Here is a 2,443-nt window from a genome sequence, read left to right on the forward strand (position 1 = left end):
CCCTGTGGGGGCGGGCCATTCCGCGTTCCGGGGCCCGGGGCGGAGCCCCGCCACGCGGCGGAGCCGCGCAGTCCGGCGCAGCGGGAAGGGGCAGGGTGGGGGGGAAAGCCCCGCGCAGCGGCCCCGCCCCACCAACCCCCGATGGGACCCGTGGGTCAGGAGTGGTTCGTGCGCTTGCGGCGGAGCATCGCGAAGCCGAGGCCCGCGGCGCCCACCGCCGCCATGCCACCGCCGGCGGCGAGCAGCAGGGTCGAGTCGTCACCGGTCGCGGACACCGGCGTCACACCCTCCGCGCCGGCCTTCACGCCGCCCTTCGGCACGACCCGGTCCGCCGACTTCTTGGTGGCCGGCTTCGCGTCCTTCTGCACGTCCTTCGCGACCTCGTACTTCTCGATCAGCTTGCCGCTGCCGAAGTCGTACACCCAGCTGTTCCCGCCGTTCTTGCCGTCGATTACGACGAACTTCACGCGCTTCCCGTCCTGGACCAGCTTGTAGGTCCAGCCGTCGTTCACCGCGGACGGGTGCTTCAGGTCGAGCGTGCCGAGGACGTTCCCGTTCGGCATCGAGATGACGGCGCGCTTGCCGCCCGGGCCGTCGATCAGCTTCGCGATCCGCCCGTCGGGCATGGTCACCCGTACCGAGGTCTCCTTCTTCTGCGCCGGCTTCTCCACGGGCTTCTCCACCGGCTTCTCGACCGGCTTCGTCCCGCCCTCGAGCCACGAGGTGACGGTGCCGTTCGGCTGGAGGACCACGTGCAGGCCGTTGTTCTGGCCGTACGCCGGCCGGCCGTCCTTGCTGACGAGGGTGTCCAGCTTGACGTCGCCGGAGAAGATGTCGGCCTCGAAGTGGCCTTCGCCGAACTTGTAGACCTTGGCGACCGACCCGTCGGCCAGCTTCACGGTCGTGACGTACGCCCGGACGGACGGCTTCGCGGGCGGCGTCGTCGGCGGGGTGGTCGGAGGCGTCGTGGGCGGCGTGGTCGGCGGGGTCGTCGGCGGGACGCTCGGGTCGACCTGCGGCTTCTGCGGGTCCTGAGGGTCCTGCGGGTCCACGGACGGCTGGTCGATGCCGGGCAGCACCTGGGGCTCCGGGACGGCCGGGGAGTCCGCGAAGGCGGATCCGACCGGGAGGGCCAGGACGGCGGCCGCACCGGCGACGACCGCGGCGGTACGGAGGGTGGTGCGGCGGGGGCTGCGCATGTCGAGGGCTCTTCTCGTACTCGTGGGTGCTGCGTGCTTCGTGCTGCGTACTGCGTGCTGCGCCGCCTTCGCGGCGACTCCTACGAAGCTACGGGCCCGGTATGTCCGTATTCCGGCGGCCGTGTAACAGCGACCCGCAGACTGCCGCGCAGCCACGTAACCCACCCCGCGCCACCCTGAGACGACCCTCCCCATACCCCCTAGGGGATGTCACAGGTCAGCCGCAAAGGGTGCCGTTTCCGGCACCCCGGCCACCGTCCCCCTCCGGAGCGGGTACTTTCGATCACGTGGCTGGATTCAGGATCGGACGCGGCCGGGACAACAACCGCACCCCGCAACAACCCCCGCGGCAGCAGCCGTACGGTCAGCAGCAGGCGCCCCACCAGGCGCCCCAGCCGCCGTACGGCCAGCAGCCCTACTCCCCCCAGCAGTGGCCGCAGCAGGCCTCCGCCGGGGGCCACGGCGAGCCCGAGTACTTCGACCCGCACGCCGGCCCCGCGGATCACGGCGGGCAGCCCGGCTACGGGTACGGACAGGGCCCCGGCGGCACCGGGAACCCGGGCGACGCTCCGGGGCACACCCGCGCCTTCGCCTTCGGCGAGGACCCGTACCCGTACAACCAGGGAGCCACCTACCAGGCGGGCGCGGCCCAGGCCGCCGCCCCCACCGGTCCCCGGCTGCCGTGGAAGGAACTCCTGCGCGGCATCGTGACGCGGCCCGGGCCGACCTTCCTGCAGATGCGCGACTACGCCGTATGGGGGCCGGCGCTGACCGTGACCTTCCTCTACGGGCTGCTCGCGGTCTTCGGCCTCGACGACACCCGCAAGGACGTCATCAACGCCACCCTGTCGAACGCCGTCCCGATCGTGCTGTCGGCGGGCGTGGCCTTCGTGCTCTGCGGCCTGATCCTCGGCGCCGTCACCCACACGCTGGCCCGCCAGCTGGGCGGCGACGGGGCCTGGCAGCCGACCGTGGGCCTGTCGATGCTGGTCATGAGCCTCACGGACGTCCCGCGCCTGCTCTTCGCGATGTTCCTGGGCGGCGACAACATGCTCGTGCAGGTGCTGGGCTGGGCCACCTGGGTGGCGGCCGGAGCGCTCTTCACCTCGCTCGTCGCCAAATCGCACGACCTGCCGTGGCCGAAGGCCCTGGGCGCGTCGGCCATCCAGCTGATCGCACTGCTGTCGATCATCAAGCTGGGCACGATCTGAGGCACGGCTGCCCTGCGGCACGCACGCAAGGGG

At 72.1% G+C, this 2,443-nt stretch carries 2 protein-coding genes; one reads left to right on the forward strand and one right to left on the reverse strand.

The window, feature by feature from the left end; translation table 11 throughout:
* Positions 1-155 precede the first annotated feature (155 nt).
* Positions 156-1,199, reverse strand: coding sequence for a hypothetical protein (locus tag ACWGDE_RS38220; protein WP_453393690.1), 1,044 nt, complete (start codon positions 1,197-1,199; stop codon positions 156-158).
* Positions 1,200-1,486: 287 nt separating this feature from the next.
* On the opposite strand from ACWGDE_RS38220, the gene ACWGDE_RS38225 reads away from it, so the two are divergent.
* Entirely contained in the window at positions 1,487-2,410 is a 924-nt protein-coding gene (locus ACWGDE_RS38225; protein ID WP_453393691.1) for a Yip1 family protein, read from the forward strand.
* Positions 2,411-2,443: the final 33 nt, after the last annotated feature.

This window comes from Streptomyces sp. NPDC054956, from assembly GCF_053609185.1.